This is a genomic window from Tepidibacillus infernus, from assembly GCF_048898065.1.
In the GTDB taxonomy this organism is placed as follows: Bacteria; Bacillota; Bacilli; order Tepidibacillales; family Tepidibacillaceae; genus Tepidibacillus_B; species Tepidibacillus_B infernus.
In genome coordinates this window covers 1,528,149-1,552,204 of record NZ_JBLWFI010000001.1, presented here as the reverse complement: position 1 = coordinate 1,552,204, position 24,056 = coordinate 1,528,149, and the positions used below count along the sequence as shown (strand labels likewise).

23 protein-coding genes and 3 riboswitches are annotated in these 24,056 nt (G+C 36.5%); of the genes, 20 read left to right on the top strand and 3 right to left on the bottom strand.

Features of this window, described 5'->3' with window-relative positions; translation table 11 throughout:
• Nucleotides 1-709, bottom strand: a 709-nt coding sequence (locus tag TEPIDINF_RS07785; RefSeq protein WP_421691704.1) for an RNA-guided endonuclease TnpB family protein, incomplete at its 3' end; no start/stop codon positions are given.
• Nucleotides 710-1,042: 333 nt separating this feature from the next.
• Complete coding sequence (locus TEPIDINF_RS07780) at nt 1,043-2,194, bottom strand: iron-containing alcohol dehydrogenase (protein ID WP_421691703.1); 1,152 nt, start codon at nt 2,192-2,194, stop codon at nt 1,043-1,045.
• Between the two features lie 316 nt (nt 2,195-2,510).
• Between TEPIDINF_RS07780 and TEPIDINF_RS07775 the strand changes: the two genes are divergently transcribed.
• The 3 genes from TEPIDINF_RS07775 to queF all read left to right on the top strand — a co-directional run bounded on the left by TEPIDINF_RS07775 (nt 2,511) and on the right by queF (nt 5,168).
• Entirely contained in the window at nt 2,511-3,818 is a 1,308-nt protein-coding gene (locus TEPIDINF_RS07775; protein ID WP_421691702.1) for a methyl-accepting chemotaxis protein, read from the top strand.
• A gap of 206 nt (nt 3,819-4,024) precedes the next feature.
• Nucleotides 4,025-4,693: a queuosine precursor transporter gene (locus TEPIDINF_RS07770; RefSeq protein WP_068725430.1), complete on the top strand. Its 669-nt coding sequence runs from the start codon at nt 4,025-4,027 to the stop codon at nt 4,691-4,693.
• Nucleotides 4,694-4,736: 43 nt separating this feature from the next.
• Nucleotides 4,737-5,168, top strand: coding sequence for a preQ(1) synthase (queF, locus tag TEPIDINF_RS07765; RefSeq protein ID WP_421691701.1), 432 nt, complete (start codon nt 4,737-4,739; stop codon nt 5,166-5,168).
• 39 nt (nt 5,169-5,207) lie between these two features.
• On the opposite strand, the gene TEPIDINF_RS07760 is transcribed toward queF, so the two are convergent.
• Nucleotides 5,208-5,891, bottom strand: a complete 684-nt coding sequence (locus tag TEPIDINF_RS07760; protein ID WP_421691700.1) for a YrrS family protein — start codon at nt 5,889-5,891, stop codon at nt 5,208-5,210.
• A 297-nt stretch (nt 5,892-6,188) separates the two neighbouring features.
• Between TEPIDINF_RS07760 and TEPIDINF_RS07755 the strand changes: the two genes are divergently transcribed.
• The 17 genes from TEPIDINF_RS07755 (at nt 6,189) to TEPIDINF_RS07675 (ending at nt 23,503) form a co-directional block, all read left to right on the top strand.
• On the top strand, nt 6,189-7,445 hold the full coding sequence (locus TEPIDINF_RS07755) for an IS110 family RNA-guided transposase (protein ID WP_415802040.1): 1,257 nt from the start codon (nt 6,189-6,191) through the stop codon (nt 7,443-7,445).
• A gap of 218 nt (nt 7,446-7,663) precedes the next feature.
• Nucleotides 7,664-8,650, top strand: coding sequence for an acyl-CoA dehydratase activase-related protein (locus TEPIDINF_RS07750; RefSeq protein WP_421691699.1), 987 nt, complete (start codon nt 7,664-7,666; stop codon nt 8,648-8,650).
• 11 nt (nt 8,651-8,661) lie between these two features.
• Nucleotides 8,662-9,756, top strand: coding sequence for a 2-hydroxyacyl-CoA dehydratase (locus tag TEPIDINF_RS07745; RefSeq protein WP_068725422.1), 1,095 nt, complete (start codon nt 8,662-8,664; stop codon nt 9,754-9,756).
• A gap of 12 nt (nt 9,757-9,768) precedes the next feature.
• Entirely contained in the window at nt 9,769-10,749 is a 981-nt protein-coding gene (locus TEPIDINF_RS07740; protein WP_068725420.1) for an acyl-CoA dehydratase activase, read from the top strand.
• Between the two features lie 64 nt (nt 10,750-10,813).
• Nucleotides 10,814-10,878: riboswitch (Fluoride riboswitch) on the top strand.
• Nucleotides 10,879-10,968: 90 nt separating this feature from the next.
• On the top strand, nt 10,969-11,373 hold the full coding sequence (crcB, locus tag TEPIDINF_RS07735; protein WP_068725417.1) for a fluoride efflux transporter CrcB: 405 nt from the start codon (nt 10,969-10,971) through the stop codon (nt 11,371-11,373).
• Entirely contained in the window at nt 11,373-11,732 is a 360-nt protein-coding gene (crcB, locus tag TEPIDINF_RS07730) for a fluoride efflux transporter CrcB (protein ID WP_181482168.1), read from the top strand. The genes crcB (TEPIDINF_RS07735) and crcB (TEPIDINF_RS07730) overlap by 1 nt, the downstream gene beginning before the upstream one ends.
• Before the next feature lie 143 nt (nt 11,733-11,875).
• Nucleotides 11,876-12,793 carry a substrate-binding domain-containing protein gene (locus tag TEPIDINF_RS07725; protein ID WP_161937315.1) on the top strand — a complete coding sequence of 306 codons (918 nt, stop codon included), beginning with the start codon at nt 11,876-11,878 and terminating at the stop codon, nt 12,791-12,793.
• Nucleotides 12,790-14,700 carry a sensor histidine kinase gene (locus TEPIDINF_RS07720; RefSeq protein WP_421691698.1) on the top strand — a complete coding sequence of 637 codons (1,911 nt, stop codon included), beginning with the start codon at nt 12,790-12,792 and terminating at the stop codon, nt 14,698-14,700. The genes TEPIDINF_RS07725 and TEPIDINF_RS07720 overlap by 4 nt, the downstream gene beginning before the upstream one ends.
• Nucleotides 14,672-15,334, top strand: a complete 663-nt coding sequence (locus TEPIDINF_RS07715; protein ID WP_421691697.1) for a response regulator transcription factor — start codon at nt 14,672-14,674, stop codon at nt 15,332-15,334. The genes TEPIDINF_RS07720 and TEPIDINF_RS07715 overlap by 29 nt, the downstream gene beginning before the upstream one ends.
• Before the next feature lie 163 nt (nt 15,335-15,497).
• A riboswitch (molybdenum cofactor riboswitch) is annotated at nt 15,498-15,608 on the top strand.
• 123 nt (nt 15,609-15,731) lie between these two features.
• On the top strand, nt 15,732-16,652 hold the full coding sequence (gene nrfD, locus TEPIDINF_RS07710; protein ID WP_421691696.1) for an NrfD/PsrC family molybdoenzyme membrane anchor subunit: 921 nt from the start codon (nt 15,732-15,734) through the stop codon (nt 16,650-16,652).
• A 34-nt stretch (nt 16,653-16,686) separates the two neighbouring features.
• Nucleotides 16,687-19,230, top strand: coding sequence for a molybdopterin-dependent oxidoreductase (locus tag TEPIDINF_RS07705; RefSeq protein WP_421691695.1), 2,544 nt, complete (start codon nt 16,687-16,689; stop codon nt 19,228-19,230).
• 28 nt (nt 19,231-19,258) lie between these two features.
• The gene (locus TEPIDINF_RS07700; protein WP_068725403.1) at nt 19,259-19,945 is read left to right on the top strand and encodes a 4Fe-4S dicluster domain-containing protein; all 687 of its coding nucleotides are present in this window, start codon (nt 19,259-19,261) and stop codon (nt 19,943-19,945) included.
• 18 nt (nt 19,946-19,963) lie between these two features.
• The gene (locus TEPIDINF_RS07695; protein ID WP_421691694.1) at nt 19,964-20,581 is read left to right on the top strand and encodes a TorD/DmsD family molecular chaperone; all 618 of its coding nucleotides are present in this window, start codon (nt 19,964-19,966) and stop codon (nt 20,579-20,581) included.
• Nucleotides 20,582-20,644: 63 nt separating this feature from the next.
• Nucleotides 20,645-21,745 carry a 4Fe-4S dicluster domain-containing protein gene (locus TEPIDINF_RS07690; protein ID WP_421691693.1) on the top strand — a complete coding sequence of 367 codons (1,101 nt, stop codon included), beginning with the start codon at nt 20,645-20,647 and terminating at the stop codon, nt 21,743-21,745.
• A 60-nt stretch (nt 21,746-21,805) separates the two neighbouring features.
• Entirely contained in the window at nt 21,806-22,000 is a 195-nt protein-coding gene (locus TEPIDINF_RS07685; protein WP_421691692.1) for a twin-arginine translocase TatA/TatE family subunit, read from the top strand.
• 229 nt (nt 22,001-22,229) lie between these two features.
• Entirely contained in the window at nt 22,230-23,186 is a 957-nt protein-coding gene (locus tag TEPIDINF_RS07680; RefSeq protein WP_068725391.1) for a permease, read from the top strand.
• A 74-nt stretch (nt 23,187-23,260) separates the two neighbouring features.
• A complete protein-coding gene (locus TEPIDINF_RS07675) occupies nt 23,261-23,503 on the top strand; it encodes a thioredoxin family protein (RefSeq protein WP_068725389.1) in 243 nt (80 codons plus the stop codon).
• Between the two features lie 108 nt (nt 23,504-23,611).
• A riboswitch (molybdenum cofactor riboswitch) is annotated at nt 23,612-23,742 on the top strand.
• Nucleotides 23,743-24,056 lie beyond the last annotated feature (314 nt).

The following is a 24,056-nucleotide window of genomic DNA, read 5'->3' as shown; positions in this document are numbered from 1 at the left end:
GAACCTGTTTGTGCCAACGATTAGAGCCTTTCTTTCTGCGTGATAGAATACGCTGTTCCTTCGCTAATTTTCCCAAGGCTTGGCGATAGAAACGAGGGTAATTGGCTGTCTTACCTTCTTCGCTATCGACGAATAAGCCATTCATGGAAAAATCTAATCCAACAACAGCTTGTACTTCTTTTTGTGTAGGTTGATGTTCGTATTCAGTGAGAATAGAAACATAGTATTTTCCTGTTTTTGTTCGAGAAACCGTACAAGACTTGAGGATATGATGTGACGGGATTTCCCGATGTTGTTTCATTTTTACAAGTTTCAGTTTCGGTAATTTGATATAGCCATCCAAAAGCATAATGTTTCCGTTGACCACGTTGGTTGTGTAGGACTGTCTCGCCTTGCGGCTTTTGAACTTAGGAAATTCAACACGACCAGAGAAGAAGTTTTGGTATGCCTTCTGCAAATTCAGTTGAGCGTTTGCCAACGCAAGGCTATCGACTTCTTTGAGCCATGCAAACTCCTTTTTGTACTTGGCAGGAGTCGGGAATTTTTGCTTTTTCAAGGCTTCTTTGTCGTCCTTGAACTTCTCATATGTTTCCTTTCGTTCAGCCAACATTTTATTGTAGACGAAACGAACGCAACCGAAGGTTTTCGCAAGAAATTGCTCTTGTTCTTGTGTTGGGTACAGACGGAACTTATATGCTTTGTTTGCCATATCGAATCACCTCACTTCAATGGGCGCACCACCCGTTGTGAGTAAGCAAAAGCTTCTCAACATCGTGCTTCCATTCTACTAAGGAAATATTGTAATTTTCACCCAGTCTAATTTCATTGATATATCAGCCTTTCATTTATATAAGACTAATTATATCATAGCAAAAAAAAGACAACTTTAGGCTACGCCTAACCGAAATTCATCTCCTACTTTCACTGGTACTGGCACACCTTCACGTTTAGAAGTGGGAGACTTCTTTCGGAGGGAAGTTAAAGTTAAACGGCTGCTGCCTAAGGAATTCTTGGCTACAGCCGATTAAAAGATCAGTCTCAATTACATTGCATTTTTAAAGATTTGCATGATTTCCTCTAAGGTTGCTTTTCTTGGATTGGTAAGGTGTGTGGCATCTTTTTGCGCATTCGTTGCCATAATCTCGAAATCTTCTTCTTTTACACCTAACTCCGCTAATCCTGATGGAATTCCAATCGATGTAGATAATCTCTTAATTGCCTCAATCGCTTTTTGAGCTGCTTCATTTACTGAAAGTCCGTCAATATTTTCACCCATTGCTACTGCTATATCACGGAAACGTTCAGGAGCAGCAATAAGGTTAAATTGCTCAACATGTGGGAGTAGAATTGCATTACATACACCATGTGGTAAATTATAATAACCACCCAATTGATGAGCCATTGCATGAACATAGCCTAGACTTGCATTGTTAAATGCCATTCCTGCTAAGAATTGAGCATATGCCATTTTTTCACGAGCTTCTATATTGGAACCATTTGCAACAGCTTTTGGTAAGTACTCAGAAATAATCTCAATCGCCATTAACGCAGCAGAATCTGTTAATGGATTCGCATCTGTTGATACATATGCTTCAATGGCATGGGTTAATGCATCCATTCCTGTTGCAGCTGTTAGTGATGGTGGCATTCCTACCATTAACTCTGGATCGTTAATCGATACGGCAGGAGTAACTCTCCAATCGACAATAGCCATTTTTACTTTACGGCTTGTGTCAGTAATAATGCAGAAACGTGTCATTTCAGATGCAGTACCAGCGGTTGTGTTCACAGCCACGAATGGTACAAACGGATTACTGGATTTATCTACTCCCTCGTAATCATGAATTTTTCCTCCATTTGCTGCAACAAGACCAATGCCTTTCGCACAATCATGTGATGATCCACCACCTAAGGAAACCAGTGCATCACAACCATTTTCTTTCCATACTTTAAGGCCATCTTCTACATTACGGTCGGTTGGATTAGGTTCTACGCCATCAAAGATCACAGCTTCTAAACCAGCCTCTTGAATCAAGCCTTTTACTTGATCAGCCATTCCTATTTTCGCTAAAAAAGCATCTGTAACGATTAAAACCTTTTTACCCCCTAAGGTCTTAACTCGCTCTCCAACCTCCTTCACACTACCAGCACCAATTAAATTTACTGTTGGAATAAAATAACCGCTTACTCTCATTTTTCAGCACTCTCCATTTTTTATTTTGGTTCTTAAAAGGAACCACTACTAATAAAAAATTGTATATAACTTGTAAAAATATTGAATTACCTTTTATTTAGTATAATCCTATATACAAGAAAATTTAAGTAATGATTCCAAAAATTAATTATTTAGACAAATGTGTGATAAAAGTGTGAAAACTTTAAGTGGTGATTAGTTCACCAACACTTCTATGTGTGATAATAATATGATTTTTATAGTCAAAAGATTTTAATCTTGTTACAATACTCTTTAGTTGGAATATGTTGGACAAATTATGTTAGGGGTGTAACAGATGTTCAAACGTAAGAGTATAGAGGATGGTATCCATCACAATGAAAATCAATGGAATAGGCACAATGTAACACTAAAGGTAACTGAGAATGAAATCAAACAAAAATTATCAATGTTAGGGATTACAGATGAAACATTAAAAATAATGAGGGAACAAAAAGCATTGTTTGAAGAACATGCAGATGAAATAGTAGATCAATTTTATGAAAAAATTAAAACCATTCCTCTTTTGGAAGGGATTGTTAAACAACATAGTACATTTGAACGCTTAAAAATTACTCAAAAACAATACTTTTTGAGTCTAACTGATGGTGTGGTCGATGAACAATATGTGATGAATCGTAGGAAGATTGGAAGAGTGCATGACCGGATCCGCTTAGACTCTGAATGGTTTTTTGGTGCTTATCAACTTTACTACAAATCTGTTTTTCCACTTCTCACAAAAAAATATGAGGATGATCCAAGACTTTCGGAAGTTTTGTTGGCATTCACAAAATTAACTACATTTGATATGCAATTAGTAGAAGAAACGTATATAGATTCTTATACCTCAAAAATGTTAAAACTGGATGATATCAAGCGACTAGAAAAGAGATTGCTAGATTCTAGTGAATCCCTTGTCGCTAATGCAGAACAAACATCAACTTCTGTTCAGAATATGTATGCAAGTTCTGAAGAAATTACTGCAGCAACAGAGGAAGCAACAGCTCATGCAGAAAAGGTCCAAGAAATGGCCTTACATAGTGGAAAGGTTGTAGAAGATACACTGTCTCAAATTCATGCGATTGAAGAACAGATGATTCAATTACAGGAAAGCACCTCTCGAATCAACGAACATTCTAAGAAGATTGGAGAAATTATTTCTTTAATCCATGGAATTGCAAAGCAAACCAACATATTGGCTTTAAACGCAACGATTGAGGCTGCAAGAGCTGGAGAACATGGAAAAGGGTTTGCAGTCGTAGCTGGTGAAGTAAAAAATCTTGCTCAAAGCACTCAGCAGGCCCTTGAAGATATTAGTGATTTAATTAAGAAATCACATGTTGCTGTTGAAGAAATGTTAAGTGTCGTGAAACAAACAAATACTTCCGTTCATCAAGGGAGCAAATATACGGAGCAATTACAGTTGGAGCTAGCTGAGATGATGGGCGGAATCCATAATAATCTAGAACAAGTGACGACGGTAAGTAAACAAATCAAACACCTTACTGAAATCTCAGAGCAAATTTCCGATTCTAGCCAAGAAGTAGCCGATTTGGCTGAAAAACTCCATTATATTGGTGAGGAGCTATCTACTAAGCTGAAATAAATAGGAAATTATTTTTACTTGCATTTTTTTAAAAATTGATGCATAATTTATATTTGTGAAAATTGAATCCTTCGTTGTTTAGTGGGTAAACCAACGTAAAAAATACCACCAGTTGAGATATCAAGCCCTGGTGAAGGGCTTTTTTCTTTTTCTCCACTTCAACAACTTTAGGATTTCACCAAATTATTAAGAAGGGAGAAATTTAAATGAATCGTCAAGAAAAGTATTTTATTGTATTGTCTGGTTTATTTACCGGATTATTGGTTTTAGCTAATATTATTGCAACAAAGATCATTACCATTCAATTTGGACAAAATGCTTTCTTTGTTCCTGCAGCAGTTCTAGCTTATGCTCTAACTTTTACGATTACGGATGCCATATCTGAGGTATGGGGCAAAGAACGAACCAATTGGCTTGTTTTCACAGGATTTATAACATCTGTGATTTCCGCTTTATTGGTTAAGTTAGCTATTCAAATGCCATCAGCCCCATTTTGGACTGGCCAAGAAGCATTTCAAGAGATCCTTGGATCTAATCTAAGAATCACCTTAGCAGGGATGATCGCTTATTTAGTTAGTCAATATCATGATGTTTGGGCCTTCCATTTTCTTAAGGAGAAAACAAAGGGAAGAAAGTTATGGTTACGAAACAATGTATCTACTTCTGTGTCCCAATTATTAGATACCACGATTTTTATAACAATTGCTTTTTATGGTGTGATCCCAAACTTATTCACAATGATATTGACACAATATGCAATAAAATTGATGATTGCAGTTCTTGATACTCCAGTCGTTTATGGATTAGTCTATCTTATCCGAAATGAAAAAGGGAAAACAGTAGAAGAAAAAGTTTCAACACAATCGATTGCATAAGAAGGAAACACAATATCATACACTAAGGAAAAGAGGGAATAACATGGCACAAGTAGAAATGAATCATGAGAAGTACAAAAACATTCGTTTTGATATTGAGGATGAAAGTGTAATTTTAGTAGATATTTTGGAGACTATTCCTTATGAATATGTAGGAAAAGATACCTTAGTTACGATTCCAACCACTGAATTTACATCTGTTTGTCCGTGGTCCGGTTTGCCTGATTTTGCAGATGTAAAAATCACTTATATACCCAAGGAAGAATTGATTGAGATGAAATCTCTTAAATACTACTTAACTTCATACAGAAATGTAGGGATCTATCAAGAACATGCAACCAATCGTATTCTTGAAGATTTGGTTCGCCTATGTGACCCAAAATGGATGAAGATTGAAGCGGTATGGAATGCCCGTGGGGGTTTGGGTACCACCGTTATTGTGGAATACCCTGAAAAAACGATCATAACAAGATAACATTTTTGACAAAAAGGCTCTTGTGATCATTCACAAGAGCTATCTTTTAATATATGGATTTTGATCTAATACATTGACTTCTACTGGCTTCCAGCCTTCATTTGTTACCCACTCAAGTTTTACCTCATAAGGCGTTTCTTTGGTCATACTTGTGCTCACTACTCCTCTAGCAAGATTTGGGGCTCCACCATTTTCAAGTCTCCAAATAATCATTTGTTCCTCTGATAGATTCGTAGCATAAGTGATTGCCTTCACCATTTCCTGCCAATCGATAGATTCCTTTGTAAAGGTTGTGATATGAGGTTCTTCTTGTTTAGTACCTATAGGCTGCCATTGTCCATTTTCCGTAAATTCGTTTGAATTGGATTCGCTATTTGAAGGTTGATCCGTTTGTTCTTCTCCTGTTTTTTCTTTTTTATCTATTGTTTTATTTTCATCAATATTTTGATCAAGGTTTTGGTCGTTATTAGTTGTCGTTTCATCAGTTGAATCGTTGCTATTATCATTATTCTCTGCACCATTTTTTATTTCTGAATTAACTTGTTGTTGGTCTGATTGATTGATAGCGTCCACAATCATTGCAATGAGTATTCCACTAACAAAGAGAATACTAGCAATTAATACTAGTTTGATCAAAACTCTAGGAAAATGCCCCTTTTCCCTTGCTTTGCTCTTAGATGAACGTGATGGAAATGGTTTTTCAGTATTAAAGTGATTAGCCATAATAACCTCCATTCCGCCGCTAGCGCTGGCGGCACAAATAGTAATGAAAAATGGTGTGCGGCTTTCACCACTTTGCTATGATTAACTTAAGGAGAAGATATACTACAAAGCACGGCGAGGTGAGTCGTAGATTACTTCTCAGTTCAAAACAGTATAATAACCAGTGTAAGAATCATCTTTCAAGCACAAATAAGTGGTTCTATAAGACCGCACGCTAATCATTGTTTTAGCTCTTTGTTAAATGTGTGATGGTTCAGTCAATGTCTTCTTCCTCCAATTATGAAAGGAGGCTGTGCCATGAAAGTTGTTTATCCTATCTGTTGCGGTGTCGATGTGCATAAGACTTTTCTCGTCGCCACAATTATTACTTCACAGGGGATTACCCCTCATTATTCAAAAAAGAGATTTTCTACTTTTAACAATTCCATTCTTCAATTCAAGCAGTGGCTGATTGATAACAACTGCTATGATATGTGCATGGAATCGACCGGGAAATATTGGGTTCCTGTCTACAATCTTTTGGAAGATACCATCCGTATGACTGTTGCTAACCCCAAATGGGTGAAGGCTGTAAAAGGAAATAAGGATGATAAAAAAGATTCTAAGTGGATTGCTGACCTTTTCCGCCTTGGTTTAGTACCAGGAAGCTATATCCCTAATAAACCAGTCCGTATTCTTCGTGAATACACTCGCTACCGTTCTAAACTTGTTTCTTGTAGAAGCAGTGAAAAGAACCGTTTTCAAAACGCTTTCACAGTCTGTAATGTAGCCCTTGATGCTGTCGTTTCCGACATGTTTGGCAAATCTGCCACTTCCATCACGGACTATCTGATTTCCTCTGATACCTTTGACCCGGAATACTGTACTTCTCTTCTTCATAAATCTTTGAAAAAAAAAGCAGATAACGTGGTTGAATCTATTGAAGGATACCAAATGACTCAGGAACAAAAAGAACGTATGATCATGGTTCGTTCTCACCTCGACTTCGTAACCAATTCGATTGCTGAACTGGACGAAAAACTGGATAAGTTGGTCGAACCTTATGAAAGTGCCATTAACCTTTTATGTACCATTCCCGGAGTTAATAGAGCATCTGCAATCACCATTATCTCCGAGATTGGTACAGATATGTCTCAATTTGCCAACTCCAAGCGTTTGTGCTGCTGGGCGGGACTAACACCTGGCAATAATGAATCTGCTGGTAAGAAGAAATCTGTCCGTATTACACGTGCCGGTGTATACCTCAAACCTGCATTGGTACAAGTTGCCCATGCAGCCGTGAAATCGGATAAGTCTCCTTACTACAAAATCAAGTACGAACGCATTTCTAAAAGGAGAGGCAAAAAAAGAGCCATAATCGCTATTGCAAGGATGATACTCACCGCCATATACAATATGTTTGTTACTGGCGAAGTGTGGAATCCAAGCGACTTGTATAAAATTGATATGCCACAAGAAATGCAGGACAAGCAGAAAGAGAAAGCTATTAATCAGGCAATAAAACTCCTAATTGCCCAAGGTATAATAAAGGCTTCTGACATTTCTGTAGCTTAAAACCAAAGCTTGATTTTTTTTAGGTCTTTAAAGACCTTAGTTTGCTGCGCCCTTTTTTACCAAATTTAAGCTTATTTTTCACGCTATCCTCCTCCATATGTCTGTATTGTATCATGTAAAAGATCTTAAACCAAGTATGACAAACTATGTCATAAATGGATTGCTAGATTATTAAAATGGTTATAGGTATTCAGGTTAACGTGAGAGGGGTAAGAAGGATGAAAATAGGGATCCCAAGAGCGTTACTCTACTATTATTACGTTCCATTTTGGAAAAAGTTTTTCGAGGAATTGAAGATGGAAGTAATTATTTCTGAAGAGACAAACAAAGTGATTGTTGATAAGGGTGTGAAAGAATCTGTTCCAGAAATTTGTGTACCCATTAAATTATTTGTTGGCCATGCAATTCAACTATTAAAACAGAATGTGGATTATATATTTGTACCACGAATGGTATCCATTACTAAAGGGGAATACTTTTGCCCTAAGTTTATGGGATTACCTGACATGATGAAGCATGGCCTAGAAAAAATGGAAGACAAAATTCTAACTTGTTATATACAATCAAACAGCGACGATATCTCTGACTATAAAAACTACCTATCTCTAGCAAAATCTTTAGGTGTGAATGAAGAACAAATACAAAACGCTGCAAAGGTAGCAAGCGAGGAATGGCTTACCTTTAGAATGTACAATAAATTAGGGTATACAGTTCCTAAAGCAATAGAACTGACCAAAAACACTTACACAGTAAAACCTGCTAAAGAATACAAAAGCAAATCTTCTCTACGCATTGGCTTATTAGGCTATGTCTACAATATTTATGATCCATTTATCAATATGGATGTCATCGAAAAATTACGAGAATTACAAGTGGAGTTTATTACCTTTGATATGATGGATGAACAAACATTGGTTGAATCGATAGAACAAATGGAAAAAGTACTATTCTGGACTTTTAGCAATAAAGTATTAGGGGCTGGATACCATTTATTTAACCGGTCTGATCTAGATGGTATCATCCAGATTACCGCTTTTGGATGCGGTCCGGATTCTTTTCTGAGTAAATTATTTGGAATAAAGTCAGATGACACAGGGATTCCCTTTATGATGGTTCGAGTAGATGAACATACAGGTGAGAATCATTTGCAGACAAGAATTGAAGCGTTTGTAGATATGTTGAAAAGAAAGAAACAGGTGGGGTAGGGGGGAGAAAGATGAGAGTTACTTTTCCATATATGGGGACTGTCATCATTTATAAAAAAATATTAGAGCTTTTAGGTCATGATGTGATTGTTCCTCCCAAACCTTCACAAAAAACATTAGACTTAGGGGTTAAAAATAGCCCAGAATTTGCTTGTTTTCCATTTAAAACAATCATGGGAAGTTATCTCGAAGCTTGTGAACAAGGTGTAGAGACAATTGTCACAAGTGGCGGGCATGGTCCATGCCGAGCAGGGTTTTATAGTGAAATACATAAAAGAATACTAAAAAATATGGGGTTTCATGTGGATGTAATCGTCTTTGATTCAATCTTTAGAGATAAAAACAAGTTTATGGAAAATGTAAAAAAGCTTAAGGGAAAAAATTCCTGGATCAAAGTGGCTTGGGCCATTAAATTAACCTATGATATGATTCAAGCCATTGACCGATTTGATAAAAAAATCCATCAAATGAAACCATATGAAGTCATCCCAGGTACGGTCAATAAAGCTTGGGAGTTGATTCAAAGGGAATTCGATCAAGTCTATACGAGAAAGCAATTAAGGGAAGCGATCAAAAAGAGTGAGGAAATCGTTAAAGAGGTTCAAATCCAAGAGGTAGGGGATGAGAGACGAGTCCGAATCGGAATTGTAGGTGAAATTTACGTTGTAATGGAGCCCTCTATCAACATGGAAATTGAAAATGTTCTAGGCGAACTAGGGTGTGAAGTGGAAAGATCCCATTACTTATCAGAATGGGTAAGATATAATATGGTTCCAAACTTTTTAGGAAAATCGCATGAAGAGGAGATACTAAAAAAAGGGGAACCATTTATTGAAATCGAGATAGGAGGGCATGCTAAGCAAACGGTTGGACAGATCATCGATTTTAAAGAGAAGGGATTTGATGGTATCATTCATCTCATGCCCTTTGGCTGTTTACCTGAGCTAATCTCACAAAGTATTATCCCTAAAATCTCTAAGCTACAAGATATTCCTGTGCTAACCCTATCCTTAGATGAACAAACAGGCCAGGCAAACAGTAGAACAAGATTAGAGGCCTTTATTGATTTGATAAAAAGTAAGAAGTTAAACAGGGTTTCAGCATAAGGGGGGATTAACGTGGGAAATGCTTATGTTGGTATCGATGTAGGCTCGGTAAGTACAAATGTCGTTGCAATAGACGATGAGAATCAAGTACTTTTTGATTATTATGTGCGAACAAATGGCCAACCGATTCAATCTGTAAAAAAAGGATTAGAAGCCCTAAGGACAATTCTAGATCGCAAGGACATCGTTAGTGCAATAGGAACAACTGGTAGTGGAAGACAACTTGCAGGTGTAATGGTAGGAGCAGATGTGGTGAAAAATGAAATAACTGCTCATGCAGTAGCAACGGTTTACTATGTACCAGAAGTAAGAACGATTTTCGAAATCGGAGGACAGGATTCGAAAATCATCATCGTTAAAGACCAGATGGTTGTCGATTTTGCCATGAATACGGTTTGCGCCGCTGGAACAGGTTCGTTTCTTGACCATCAGGCTGAACGTCTTGGAATTCCGATTGAAGAGTTTGGTGAGCTTGCATTAACGGCCAAGAACAATGTTAGAATTGCTGGACGTTGTACGGTTTTTGCCGAGTCAGATATGATAGCTAAACAGCAATTTGGCTTTTCCAAGGCAGAAATTATCAATGGACTTTGTCAGGCATTGGTTAGAAACTATATGAACAATCTCGCACGTGGTAAAGCATTAGAACCGCCTTTTGTCTTTCAAGGTGGAGTTGCAGCCAATGTAGGAATTAAAGCTGCGTTTGAAAAGGAGATTGGTCATAAGGTGATCATTCCCAAATATCATCATGTGATGGGGGCTATTGGGGCAGCGATTTTAGCAAAAGAAGAAGTGGCAAGAACGGGAAGTATCACTCATTTTAGAGGATTTTCTTCTTTACAAACTGAATTTGTACCAAGTAGTTTCATCTGCTCAGGATGTTCCAATATGTGTGAAGTGATAAAAGTAAAAATGGGTGGCCAGACGGTGGCAATGTGGGGAGACCGCTGCGGAATGTGGCAAGAAAAATTAAAAAAGGTACAAATTATATAATGAAAGTATTAAAGTAGTAGGTTGATTCGCGCAATTAACTATATTATAATTTAAAAATAAATGCTAAATAATGGGCGATGGAGTTCGCCTTAAACTGCCTAATCATAGGCTAATGACTCCTACCAGAACATGATATTTATGTTTTGGTAGGAGTTTTTTGGTAAATTATACTATGTATTGATTATAATATGACTTAAAATTGTCAAGAAGGTGAAAAGGATGATTTATTTTGTCGTTGGTTTAGCAGGAGTAATAGGTTCTTTACTTCGCTATTATTTAGGCTTGTCGATTCATTCATGGTGGATCACTTCTTTTCCATTAGCGACTTTAATGATCAATTATCTTGGTTCATTTACTTTAGGATGGTTTAATGAGAGAATCACCCAATCGTATTCTGTCCCAGAATGGCTTCGCTTAGGATTTGGAACTGGATTGATCGGTTCGTTTACTACTTTCTCCACTTTTAGTGTTGAAACGATGACTTTAATGAATCAGGGATTGTGGGAGATGGCCTTCGTCTATGTATTACTTAGTATGGTTGGAGGACTCTTGTTTGCCTATTTCGGTTTTCGTGTGGCCTATTTCCAACTTAGGAAAAGTAAAGAAGGGATGGAGACAGCGTGATATTAAATGGAATTTATGTTGCGATAGGTGGCTTCTTTGGAGCGATTACTCGTTATAGTATGGGAAGATGGATTTCAAAACGAGTGCAATCTTCTTTTCCTTTTGGCACTTTTATCATTAACCTATTAGGTTCATTTTTGTTGGGGCTTTTGTTTGGAACCCGTCTTGTGGGACCTACAGCTTTATTGTTAGGTACTGGGTTTATGGGAGCATTTACTACCTTTTCCACATTTAAAGTAGAAAGTATCAAGCTAAGCACTTCAAAAGAGTGGAGAACAATGATTCTTTATGTGGGATTAAGTTATACTTTAGGTGTTCTTCTGGCATTCGTTGGATATTTGATTGGGTTGAGCCTCTAATTTTGAGATTTAAGATTAGAGTTTTTTTGTTCTCATTTTACTCTTAAAAGATTGAATCTTTTCTAACAATTTGTTTATCTGTCCCCCATTTACGGTTTTATGCTTTATAATGATGGTAACCTGTGAATGGAAGGAAGATGTTGATGCGAAAACTTTTCTTCTCCCTTATGACTATCTTGTTATTTTTTTCTACCGCATGTTCAAGCCAAGAGTCACTTCCCTATGTTTCCTTATCTAACCAAAATCAACAAGGTTCTATTCAAGATCGAGAACCAGAAAATGCAATTCGGGTTGGAATAGCATCTGTCATTTCTCCACAAGCGACAAGGGTTGGATACGATGCATTGGTTGACTATATGGAAGAAAATTTAAACTTACCAATTACTTTGATCCAAGGGAAAACTTATGCAGAAATGAATCAATTGATCAAAGAGGGTAAAGTAGATATTGCCTTTATCTGTACTTTATCCTATGTGATGGGGGAAGAGGATGAATATATGGATGGCATTGCTGCACCTATGGTGGATGGAAAACCATTATATCGTTCTTACACGATTGTAAGAAAAGATAGTGGTATTTCATCCTTAGAAGATTTAAAGGGAAAAAGCTTTGCCTTTACTGATCCAAATTCGTACTCAGGTCGACTTGCTATGCTATATTTATTGAAAATGAAAGGGGAGACAGCAGAATCCTTTTTTTCTAAAACTTATTATACCTATAGTCATGATTATTCTGTAAAAGCAGTAACTAATGGTCTTGTTGATGGTGCTGCAGTGGATAGTTTAGTTTATGACCAAATGAAAGCCCTTGATCTAGAAGAGACTAAAAACATTCAGATTATTGAAAATGGTGAGTGGGTTGGTACTCCCCCTATTGTTGTTTCTAAAAAGGTATCGACTAATCTGAAGAAACAAACACAAGATCTTTTGCTAAACATGAATCAAGAGGAAAAAGGGAAACAAATCTTAAAGAGTTTAAATATAGAGCAATTTGTTCCGATCGATTATAAAAATTACCAACCGATATTAGAGATGGCGAAGGCTGTAGGTGAACAGCCATGAAAATGATCAGTTGGTATCAAAGGATAATTAAACTTCTTAAAGAGATACCGATTCAAGTAAAAATCTATGGTATGGTTTTTTTCGTGATTATTACAATTACTGCCTTAAGTTTAATAGAAATTCGCTTATCTATGATTGAAACGCTTTCTACTCAATTAGAGGAAAGGGTTAAATCTGTAGGTAGGGATGTGGCAGTAAGAAGTGGCGATCTTTTGTTGACACAAAATGTATATCTTTTGCATGAGCTGGCACAGGAAACGGTAAAAAACAATCCAGATATAGAATATGTCTTTATGCAAGACGAGAAGGGCAAAGTCATTGTTCATACGTTTGGGGAAAAAGGAATAAGTCAAGATTTGGTCTTAGCGAATCAAGTCAATCCTGATGATGAGCTTCATTTACAAAAATTTATGACAGAGCGTGGGGTAATTCGTGATGTAGCCATTCCAATTATTCAAGGGGTTGGAGGAACTGTTCGTGTAGGGATCACTGAGGAATCTTTAAATCAAGCGCTGAGACAAATTACGGCTAATCTGATCTTTACAATGATAATTGTTTTACTCTTTGCTGGCATTATTTCATTTCTATTAACAAGATTGATCACAACACCTATTACCCAATTATTAAGAATGACAAAAGAGGTTTCTAAAGGTAATCTATCCATTCGTGTAAAGCCACAAGCAAATGATGAAATTGGGTTGTTGACAAATGCCTTTAACCAGATGTTATCTGACTTAGAAGAAGCAGAAAAAGAAAAGAGAGTATATGTTCAGAAGATTACCTTTCGTAACCGAGAACTCTCTTTATTAAACGAGTTATCTGGACATATTACTTCAGTTAAACAAATGAAAGCCATGTTAGAGCATTTTGTGATGAGATTAGTAGAGGAGCTAGATTTTAATTCTTGTGTCTTAAAAGTTGAAATTCTGGATAATTGGGAGTTTTTTAAGTATTTTCGACCTGAATGCTCATGTATGAAAGAAATCCCTCTGAAAGTAAATCACCTTACTTGTTATACTGTGGATAAGCAAAAACATCACTATGAATTCACGATTAAAATCAATGAAAAAATCATTGGAAGATTTGATATTTGTAGCTGTCGGGAACTTGATGAACAATCGATTAATATCTTAGAGTCATTATCTAATCAATTAGCTGTTTCTCTTGAAAATATGCAACTATGGCATGAGCTTAAGCAAAAAGAAGAGATACGCCAAAAATTATTAGAAAAGTCGATTAAAGCACAGGAAGAAGAACGAAAACGGATTGCAAGAGAACTACATGATGAAACAAGTCAATCTCTTACCTCGATACTGCTTGGTTTAAGTATGTTAAATGAGCAAAAGGACGAACAGGAACGGGTAAATTTATTACAAAACTTAAGAACAATGATTCAACATACATTAAAAGAAGTTCATGAAATGGCTTGGCAATTAAGACCAAGTGTATTGGATAAATTTGGGTTAACCGTGGCTTTAGAGCGATATATTGAAGAATATCAACATAAATATGCAATCGATGTAGATTTGTATATGGACGGGATTAAAGAAAATCGGATGCAAGCGGAAATCGAAATTGCCATTTACCGGATTATTCAAGAGGCATTAACCAATGTTGCTAGGTATGCGCAAGCACAAAATGTGAGTGTAATCATTGACCAGATTGGAAATTTATTAACCGTTATTGTCGAGGATGATGGAATCGGATTTAACGTTGATCAAGTGTTAAAAAGAGATCCTTCAAAATATAATCTAGGGTTACATGGAATGCAAGAAAGAGCATCTTTAATTGGGGGCACGATTACCATCGAATCAAAACAAGGGAAAGGAACGACGATTTTTCTAAAAGTTCCCCTTTCAAAAGGAGGTGCACTAAGCATTGGAGAAAATCAAAGTACTGTTAGCTGATGACCACCCTATGTATCGGTCAGGCTTAAAATCAGTTATTATTTCTGATCCGCAATTAGAAGTGGTGGGTGAAGTAAGTCGTGGAGATGAAGCTGTAACACAAGCAATCATAAAAAGGCCAAATATTATCATTATGGATATCAATATGCCTGGAATAGATGGCATCGAGGCAACAAAGCAGATCAAAGAAAAAAATCGGGACACCAAGGTGATTTTATTAACGATGTATTCAGATGAGGCATATTTAAAAGAGGGATTAAAAGCCGGGGCTTCTGGATACGTCTTAAAAAAGGCTGTAGATATGGAACTTTTATCTGCGATTCGTACCGTTTTAAATGGCGAAAACTATATTTATCCTACCTTGATTCCAAGCCTTTTTACCAAGTCAGTTAATCATGACCAAGAGGAAAAAAATGATGAAGGTGTATTGGAGGAGATCTTAAGTACCAGAGAGAAAGAGGTTTTAAAATATATTGCTTTAGGTTATACTCACCAAGAAATAGCCGACACATTATTTATTAGTGCAAAAACAGTAGATACGTATAAGTCAAGAGTCATGGAAAAAATCAACGTAAAGAAAAGATCTGATTTAGTTCGTTATGCATTAAAACAGGGAATCATATCCCATGAATAAATGCATTTAGGATGCAACATATACATGTAGGGAATTCCGTGTAGGGGTTTTCCTTACATGTATTTTTTTTGCTCTATTTTCCCGACAATTTATAGTACTTCACCTGATACATCGTCAAAAAAAAATATGAGAAGATATGCACAAGGAAAATAAACTTACAAAGTAAATATGTTGTCCCCGAGCTGCATTGTCCCCCTGGGAGAATGTAGCCGCTGGGTGTAAAAAGCAATTTTTACGCCTTCCACTTTTGAAAAGGGGGCCTTCCTAATCCAAGGGAGGTCTCTATTTTTATGTAAAATTTATGTGATATTTCTCACAATAACGAGCTAAGAAAGGGGGAGTTAAAAAACCTATTTAATAGATAGTCTAACAAAGAATGAAAAAGGAGGTAAATGTGATGCAGGGATATATCCCATGGGATTATCGAATTACGATTGATTTGTTTCTTGGTGGATTAGGCATTGGTGTATTTCTACTATCTATCATTTTAAGCTTCTACAACAAAGAACAATATGAGAAATTAATAAGACAAACCGCTTATCTAGCTCCTATTCTCGTTGGAGGTGGTCTACTCTTTTTAATCAGTGAACTTGGTAGGCCAGAACGATTCATTACCACGATGTATCGTTTTAATCCTCATTCTGTTACTTCTTGGGGTGGAGTTATTCAGGGGATTTTTGTTCTTCTCTCGTTAATTCATGCGTTCATAATCTTTAAGAAAAATACAAAGAACCCATTTTTTAAACCAGTACAAATCGCTGGTGCTATTTTTGCAATAGGCGTAGGAATCTATCATGGGCTCCTTTTAACCTCATTAGATCGTCCGTTATGGAATGGAGGCGTGGTAACACTATTATTTTTGGTTTCCTCATTACTAGGTGGAACAGCAATTGTGATCATCCTTAAGTCTTTTTATTTTTCAGTTGCAGTTCCGAAAGATGTACGTTCACAAGTAACCTTATCTAATGAAGGTTTTGGAAAGAATTTTAACTTTACTTATCCGCTTTTCTTCTTATCTGGACTACAGATTATTTTAGTAATGATTTGGCAAGTTACCATGTACAGATCGGGACAAACAAATATTGAAGCATTTAAAGCGATGATGGATGACTACAGCTTTTTATGGTGGGGAATTGCCATTGTTGTAGGATTGATTATTCCCTTTATTGGAGGCATTTATCAATTGGCAAAGAATCATAAAGAAGAAATGGCGAATGGTTTAGCATTGACCCTTTCTATATTTATTCTCGTAGGTAGTGCAGTGCTAAAACATATTCTACTTCAAGCTGGGCAAATAAGCATTCCTTTCTTCTTATAAGCAAGATCATGAACGATCATGGAGGTGGAAAAATATGCAATTATCAAGAAGAAGCTTTTTAAAAGCAACTGCTGCAACTGGATTATTAGCTGCAGGAATGAAGTCGGTACAACCATCCTTAACTGCATTTGCTGATGGCAATCAAAATAACGATGCCTCTTTGAAAGGGGAATGGAAAGCATCAACATGTCAAGGTTGTACATCATGGTGTCCTGTTCAGGTTTATGTGGTGAATGGCAGAGCAATTAAGGTGAGAGGGAACCCTTTTTCAAAAGCAAACCATGGGAAGATCTGCCCAAGACCTCATTTAGCACTACAACAATTGTACGATCCCGATCGTGTTAAAGTACCGATGAAAAGAACAAATCCCAAAAAGGGTAGAAATGAAGATCCACAATTTGTACCTATTTCATGGGAAGAAGCAATCGATACCATTACTAATAAAATGATCGAATTAAGAAAAACAGGGGAAACCCATAAATTTTTGGTATTACGTGGACGTTATTCTTATCTAAATGGAACGATTTATGATGCCATGCCAAAAATTTTTGGCTCACCAAATGGAATCTCTCACAGTGCAATTTGTGCCGAGGCAGAAAAATTTGGTCCATATTTTACTGAGGCATATTGGGATTATCGCGATTATGACTTAGCAGAAACGAGATATGTATTATTATGGGGAGGAGATCCGATTGCATCAAACCGCCAAGTTCCCCATGCGATGAATGTTTGGGGAGAGGTTATGGACCGGGCAAAAGTAGCCGTTGTCGATCCAAGACTATCTGCCACAGCTTCGAAGGCTGATGAATGGTTACCAGTCATTCCAGGTGAAGATGGGGCTTTAGCAGTAGCAATCGCTCATGTGATTCTTGTAGAGGGCTTATGGAATAAAGAATTTGTTGGGGATTTTGTAGATGGTGTTAATCAATTCAAAAAAGGAGTCACCATCGCCGAAGATTCATTTGTTGAAAATTACACATATGGGCTAATCAAGTGGTGGAACTTAGAATTAAAAGATCGTACACCAGAATGGGCTGCAGAAAGGTCAGGTATTCCTGCAGAACAAATTAGAAGAGTTGCCATAGATTTTGCTAAAGCGGCTCCTCGGGCAATTTCTTGGTTATCACCTGGCGCTTCCATGCAGGTTCGTGGTGGATATATTGCAATGGCTACACATGCATTAAATGGATTAGTTGGTTCGGTTGAAAATGTTGGTGGAACATTACGATCTGCTAGTGTTCCTGTGGATGATAAACCGCCGGCCTATGATAATTACCAGGATGAAATCGCAAAAACCAATTCTCACAAACAGAAAATTGACCAAAGGGGTTACAAAGAATTCCCAGCATTAAAGAAAGGAAAATCAGGTGGTGGTGTAGTTACCAATCGAACTGCCGATGCTATCCTAAATGAAGATCCATATGACATAAAAGTAGCCATTGGTTATTGGAACAATTTTGCTTTTTCTGCTGCAGGGGCTGATCGTTGGGAAAAAGCATTCAGTAAACTCCCATTCTTTGCACATATTACCGTAAACCCAGCAGAGACGACCCAATTTGCAGATATCGTATTACCTGCTGCTCATCAATTATTTGAAAAATTAAGCTTTATTAAAAACAAACAAAATAAATATTCGTATGCCTCTTTAACCAATCGTGTAATTGAGCCGATGTGGGATGTAAAAATCGATGAAACAGAAATCCCATGGTTAATCGCAGAATCACTTGCAAAAAAAGGGTTCCCAAATCTATTTGATTATTATAAAAATGAATTTAAAGATCCGGAAACTGGAAAATCACCAACAAATGGTTGGGAATTCACCCTATATGCAACCAAAATGAAAACCAAAGATGTCTGGGATCCAACTGTTGAGAAAAAGGGTGATTTATTAAAAGGTTGGGATGATTTTGTTGCAAAAGGGGTTTGGAATTCTGTTGAAGCTCCATATAAAAAACATTGGGAAGATTTCGAAACGAAGACGAAGAAGTTTGAATTCTATAGTGAAACTTTAAAAGAGGCACTTCAACATCATGCAGAAAAACACCAAGCAGATATTGACGATATTATGAAAACGACAAAATATTTAGCTCGTGGTGAAATAGCTTTTATTCCCCATTATGAAGAGGCATTTCGCTGGGGAGATGAAAAAGAATATCCATTTATTTTCTTTGAACATCGTTCAAGATTAAATCGGGAGGCTCGTTCGGCTAATACCTTATGGTATCAAGAATTTAAAGATGCAGATCCTGGTGATGAATCTTGGGATGATGTAGCAAAAATTAATCCAGTTGATGGAGTAAAATTAGGAATTAAAACAGGGGATAAGATTAAAATTACTTCTCCTACAGGTTCCGTTACATGTACGGCTAAATTGTGGGAAGGGGTAAGACCAGGGACTGTAGGCAAATGTTATGGGCAAGGTCACTGGGCTTATGGCCGAATTGCTGCCTTAGACTACAATAAGAAGATTGCTAGAGGTGGCAATAACAACGAGATCCTTCCTGCAGACTATGAGCGATTGAGTGGAAGCACAGCACGTCACGGTGGAACAACAAGAGTAAAAATTGAAAAAGCTTAATAGAAAAAACTTACGGAGGTGATAATAAATGGCTCGATACGCAATGGTAATCGATTTGCATAAATGCGCTGGATGTAGTGCTTGCCAAATATCATGTAAGAATGAAAATAACGTATCTGAAGGAATGTTTTGGTCTTGGCATATCACAAGAACAACAGGAACCTTCCCTAATGTCAAATATGAATATGTTCCTACTTTATGTAACCACTGTGAAAATGCTGCATGTGTGAAGGCTTGCCCGACAGGAGCGATGTATAAAGATGAAAACGGGTTAACCCTTCATGATCCAGATAAATGTATTGGTTGTAAGAGTTGTATGCAAGCTTGTCCATATGGTGTTATTAACTTTAATAAAAAAGAACCTCATGAATATTGGCGGAATAATGAAGCACTTATTAAGGGTGGAACTGCTAGTGGAAAAGAAACAGCAGAAAAATCTGGAGAGAAAATTCCCTATTATAATCCCGATCGTGCGAAAACATATGAGGGGATTCGACCCAAGGGAATCGTTGAGAAATGTACCTTCTGTGATCATCGTTTAAAAGAAGGGGAGCAACCATACTGTGTCACTTCTTGTCCAGCTGATGCTAGATTAGTAGGGGACTTGGATGATCCAAATGATCCAATCCATGCAATGATGGCAAAATACAAAGTCTCTGTATTAAAGCCGGAAAAGGGAACGAAACCAAAGGTATTCTATTTAAGAGAATATTAAAATGAGGGGGATCACATCATGACAATGGTTTTAGGCCAAGAAGTGCATATTACTAGAGCAAATGTTTTTAAAGTACTCTCTCATTTATATTATCAACCTGTAAAAGAAACAAGAGAGTTACTTCATCAATTAAGAGAAATCATGATGCAATATAATCTCTCACTTATTGGCCAAGTGGAGGAAATGACTAAGGATTTCCAAGCAAATGAAGATAATTTAATTCCTTTACAGGTTGAGCATGCCAAACTATTTATCGGACCATTTGATGTCCTAGCTTCACCCTATAGTTCTGTGTATTTAGATGGCGAGCGTAGAGTAATGGGTGATTCAACAGAAATTGCACTACATTATTATAGGGAAGCTGGATTAAGTATGGATGATCATTTTCTTGAACTCCCAGACCATATTTCTGTAGAATTTGAGTTTATGTATTATCTCATCTTTAAAGCAATTGAAACCAGTGATCCCCTTTATGATGATCTTCAAAAGAGGTTTCTACTGTCCCATCTGGGAGTATGGATTCCTCAATTTACAGATCGTATTGTGGAACGTGCAACAACAACATTTTACAAAGTACTTGGAGAGATTACAAATATCTTTATAAATCATGAGTTGCAACGAATTTCGGAAAATTAAAAAGATAGAGTATATCTTGTTCTGTTGAACGGATATACTCTCTTTTTCTAAGAGGTGGTCATCATGTGGCAATTTTTACTTGGTAGAATGATAGAAAAAGCGACAATCAGAACTAATCCTTCTGTATGCTTGCAGGTTCGTTATACTCAATCCAATTGCAAGTCTTGCCAAAACGCTTGTCCATATCAAGCGATATCAATTGATCGATCTAAGGTTGAAATAGAAAGTGAAAGATGTGATCAATGTGGAATATGTTCACATGTTTGCCCAACCCAAACTTTTCACCTTGAATCGGAAATGCTATCTGGTTATGAAAAAAAGATTCATGATAAGGAAACAGCGTGCTTTACTTGTCAAAAACAAGGAGAGGATTCAGATATCATTTTACCTTGTTTAAATGTGTTTACACCTGAATGGATAATGATGGCCACATTAAAAAAAATATCGGTACAATTGTATTGGGATGAAAAAGTTTGTAAAGATTGTCATGTGAAATGGGATTCACAGGTTTTAATGAATTGGATAGAAACATGGAATCAACAATTTCAGGAGCAGCCTAAATTCCAAGCACAGATCATCCATGAGAAAAGTCAGAAGAAAAGCAACTATAAATCGATTTCTCGCAGAGATTTTCTTATGGTCACAAAGAAACAAGTAAAACAACAGGTCGGCTCATTTATTTTTGATTCTTTTAAAGAAACATCGACCAAAGAGAAAATACCTTTTCAGCAAAAACGAGAGGTTTTGAGACAATTTATTCAAAAAATTACTCCTGATGATAAACAAGTAGATATTAAACTATTAGAACAGCTCAATATTGTTTATATTACTGCAGAGAATTCATGTACTTTATGTCAACGTTGCTCTATGATCTGTCCTACAAAAGCTCTACAGATTGAGAAAAATACCTACCAAAAATCGCTTCTTTTTAATCCGATAAAGTGTATAAACTGTGGTATTTGCACCACCCGTTGTCAACATTTAAAACAACAGACTCATACTAAAATTTCCTATAGCGACTTAGAACAAATTCATACATTGATCACGAAAAAGCAAGATACCTGTCCATCATGTGGAGAATTAAAAAATGAAGATCAAGAATGTTGTGAGGATTGTCATTTAGTAAGAAAAAGTAGGGAAGGGTTGTTACAGACTTTATTTTAAAAAAACCACAAAAGTGACGCTTTCCTTCCAAGCGTATTCCGATTACTTTTGTGGGATCCCATGAATTTGGTAAAAGAAAACTTTGCTTTCTTGTGCTTATTGGTCCTTATTATCGCTTTAGTGATTTTTGGCCCGAGTAAACTACCAGAGATTGGACGAGCATTTGGACGTACATTATCTGAATTTAAGAAGTCAGCCAAAGAATTAACAAGTGATATAGATGAGACAATTGAAACGGAAAAAAACAAGGATTAATACCTATGGAAAAGAGCTACCCTATAGTCATATTAAAGATTAGGTTAGCTCTTTTTGTTTTAAAAATAAAGTGTCTGATGATTTCCTTTCATTGCTCATCCAATTCTTATCATTTTAAGGAGCATTTTTTTATTGTAATCATTGACATAGTAAGTGAATATGATTATATTAGTATTTAGTTATATAATTATTTAATAATCAATTCGTTTGATGGGAATGGAGGGAGAGTATGATATACCGATTTGCGGAATGGTTGGTTGTGGATCTGTTTGGATTATCCATGGATTCAAGATTAGGTCAGTCTGTTCACTTTTTTATTTACGATACAACCAAAATTATATTATTATTGGCCACCATGGTTTTCGTCATATCATACATACGCAGTTTTTTTCCGCCAGAACGAACCAAGAGGTTTTTAACTGGGAAAAACGAGTATGTCGGGAATACTTTAGCAGCACTACTCGGGGTGGTTTCGCCGTTTTGTTCTTGCTCTACTGTACCGATTTTTATCGGCTTCTTAGAAGCAGGTGTGCCACTTGGAGTTACATTTTCTTTTTTAATCTCCTCCCCAATCGTGAATGAAGTGTCGTTAGTCATGCTATTTGGTTTGTTTGGATGGAAGATTGCTTTACTTTATATGTTTAGTGGAGTGGTTATTGCAATCTTTGCTGGAATATTCATCGGAAAATTAAAATTGGAGAATCAAGTAGAAGAGTACGTATATCATATTCAGTCTATTCCAGAAGAAGCAGCAACAATAGAAATGATCACTTGGAAAGAGAGAGCAAGGGATTCGTGGGATAATGTGAAAGACATATTAGGTCGAGTTTGGATTTATGTCATGATTGGGATTGGAATAGGAGCGGTCATTCATGGGTATGCGCCAGAAGATTTGTTAGTTCGTTATGCTGGAAAGGATAACTTTTTTGCCGTTCCCATTGCCACGTTAATCGGTGTACCCTTATATTCGAATGCTGTTGGTTCAATTCCTGTTATTGAGGCACTATTAGAAAAGGGGGTAGCGATCGGTACGGCATTATCTTTTATGATGGCGATGACAGCATTATCCTTGCCAGAAGTGATTCTTTTACGAAAGGTGATTAAGCCAAAACTGATCGGTTATTTCTTGGGAATTGTATCTCTTAGTATTGTCGGTATTGGTTACCTATTTAACGCTATTTTATAAAGAGAACTTTATCTGGATTATTTTTTGAAATAATTTGTATTTAGGTTAAAAACATCAAATATGGAGGGATTTAGATGTTAGAAATAAAAATCTTAGGAATGGGTTGCAAGAATTGTGTTCGGTTACAGAAAGAAGTAGAGGCAATTATGGAGGAAAATCAATTAAAAGCTAATATTCAAAAGATTCAGGATGTACCTGGAATCATGAAATACGGCATTATGAGTACGCCTGGTTTAGTAATCAATGAAAAGGTAAAATCCTTTGGTCGAATTCCGAAAAGGGAGGAAATTCTCCAATATATTAAAGAGGAATTGTAATACATGGGTATTCGCTAGCCTTATTCAAGGTTAATCTTGAATAAGGCAGTAATATTTGATATGCTAGATTATGGATAATTGTAAATATATCAGATAATACTAGTAACTATATAGTAACTTCTTCGAGCATATTAGCCTAAGGTTAATCTATGGCTGGTACGCCTGAGCAGTTAGCTCACAGGGTATATCTGGAAACGGATATGCCTTCCGTTATGAAAAGAAGGGGGGATTTTTATAGATTAAACTTAATCCTACTCTTAATAGAGTAGTTTTTTTATGCTTAAAGTTTAAGATATATAATAAATCACTAGCGTTGCATTAATTAAATCTGATGATTCAAAATAATAGCAATCTTCAAAAATTATCCATACAACAAAAAAATCCTTTACAATGGAAGTACAGGTGATTCCTGTCCAAATCCAATAGTAAAGGACCACATTATGGACAAGAATACACTAATTTCGTCATTTGGTAAATGGGTTTCACCCATAAATTTTAAAAAAATTTTTGAACATGTTGAAAATGGTAAACAAGATTACTACATCAAGAAACT

Excerpts from the sequence above, each read along its gene's own strand:
- TEPIDINF_RS07720 (WP_421691698.1), top strand. The coding sequence starts at position 12,790 with ATGAAAATGATCAGTTGGTATCAAAGGATAATTAAACTTCTTAAAGAG.
- TEPIDINF_RS07705 (WP_421691695.1), top strand. The coding sequence starts at position 16,687 with ATGCAATTATCAAGAAGAAGCTTTTTAAAAGCAACTGCTGCAACTGGA.
- TEPIDINF_RS07780 (WP_421691703.1), bottom strand. The coding sequence starts at position 2,194 with ATGAGAGTAAGCGGTTATTTTATTCCAACAGTAAATTTAATTGGTGCT.
- TEPIDINF_RS07745 (WP_068725422.1), top strand. The coding sequence starts at position 8,662 with ATGAGAGTTACTTTTCCATATATGGGGACTGTCATCATTTATAAAAAA.
- TEPIDINF_RS07775 (WP_421691702.1), top strand. The coding sequence starts at position 2,511 with ATGTTCAAACGTAAGAGTATAGAGGATGGTATCCATCACAATGAAAAT.
- TEPIDINF_RS07750 (WP_421691699.1), top strand. The coding sequence starts at position 7,664 with ATGAAAATAGGGATCCCAAGAGCGTTACTCTACTATTATTACGTTCCA.
- TEPIDINF_RS07690 (WP_421691693.1), top strand. The coding sequence starts at position 20,645 with ATGTGGCAATTTTTACTTGGTAGAATGATAGAAAAAGCGACAATCAGA.
- queF (WP_421691701.1), top strand. The coding sequence starts at position 4,737 with ATGGCACAAGTAGAAATGAATCATGAGAAGTACAAAAACATTCGTTTT.
- nrfD (WP_421691696.1), top strand. The coding sequence starts at position 15,732 with ATGCAGGGATATATCCCATGGGATTATCGAATTACGATTGATTTGTTT.
- TEPIDINF_RS07675 (WP_068725389.1), top strand. The coding sequence starts at position 23,261 with ATGTTAGAAATAAAAATCTTAGGAATGGGTTGCAAGAATTGTGTTCGG.
- TEPIDINF_RS07700 (WP_068725403.1), top strand. The coding sequence starts at position 19,259 with ATGGCTCGATACGCAATGGTAATCGATTTGCATAAATGCGCTGGATGT.
- TEPIDINF_RS07725 (WP_161937315.1), top strand. The coding sequence starts at position 11,876 with ATGCGAAAACTTTTCTTCTCCCTTATGACTATCTTGTTATTTTTTTCT.
- crcB (WP_068725417.1), top strand. The coding sequence starts at position 10,969 with ATGATTTATTTTGTCGTTGGTTTAGCAGGAGTAATAGGTTCTTTACTT.
- TEPIDINF_RS07760 (WP_421691700.1), bottom strand. The coding sequence starts at position 5,891 with ATGGCTAATCACTTTAATACTGAAAAACCATTTCCATCACGTTCATCT.
- TEPIDINF_RS07755 (WP_415802040.1), top strand. The coding sequence starts at position 6,189 with ATGAAAGTTGTTTATCCTATCTGTTGCGGTGTCGATGTGCATAAGACT.
- TEPIDINF_RS07695 (WP_421691694.1), top strand. The coding sequence starts at position 19,964 with ATGACAATGGTTTTAGGCCAAGAAGTGCATATTACTAGAGCAAATGTT.
- TEPIDINF_RS07770 (WP_068725430.1), top strand. The coding sequence starts at position 4,025 with ATGAATCGTCAAGAAAAGTATTTTATTGTATTGTCTGGTTTATTTACC.
- TEPIDINF_RS07685 (WP_421691692.1), top strand. The coding sequence starts at position 21,806 with ATGAATTTGGTAAAAGAAAACTTTGCTTTCTTGTGCTTATTGGTCCTT.
- TEPIDINF_RS07680 (WP_068725391.1), top strand. The coding sequence starts at position 22,230 with ATGATATACCGATTTGCGGAATGGTTGGTTGTGGATCTGTTTGGATTA.